Below are 334 nucleotides of genomic sequence, written 5' to 3'. Positions count from 1 at the left end.
CCAATCAGGTAGGTGCGCCGGTAGCCCCGGCTGTAGGCCAGTTCGGGTATTTTGATGTAGAGGAATCCGTCCGGATGTACAGTTACCTGAAACTCCCCGGCAAATTTGTGCAGAGATTTCGGGTAGTGCACGGTAAATCCTTGCGGCCAGGGTTCCGGTTGGCCGGTGTAGCCGACATTGGCCAGTGCCACTCCGTCCGGGTTGGTGTCCATACCCAGATAGCCCCGGTTGAGGTTGGTCAGCGTTTTGGGCGCCGTGACGGTAAAGGTAATGTGCGCCCGGTAACGGCCGTCATTATCCCTGATTAGCTCCACGGCGAAGGGCGCTCCGTTAA

The 334-nt window shown here is 58.1% G+C and carries 1 pseudogene; it reads right to left on the bottom strand.

Annotated features, from left to right (window positions below):
* Positions 1-334, bottom strand: a pseudogene (locus tag A6M21_RS00660) (IS200/IS605 family accessory protein TnpB-related protein); the annotation flags it as partial.

Origin of the sequence: Desulfotomaculum copahuensis (assembly GCF_001655685.1) — a bacterium.
GTDB lineage: Bacteria > Bacillota > Desulfotomaculia > Desulfotomaculales > Desulfovirgulaceae > Desulfotomaculum_G > Desulfotomaculum_G copahuensis.
Note: the sequence above shows the minus strand (reverse complement) of the source record. Positions and strands in the feature narration are given on the sequence as shown.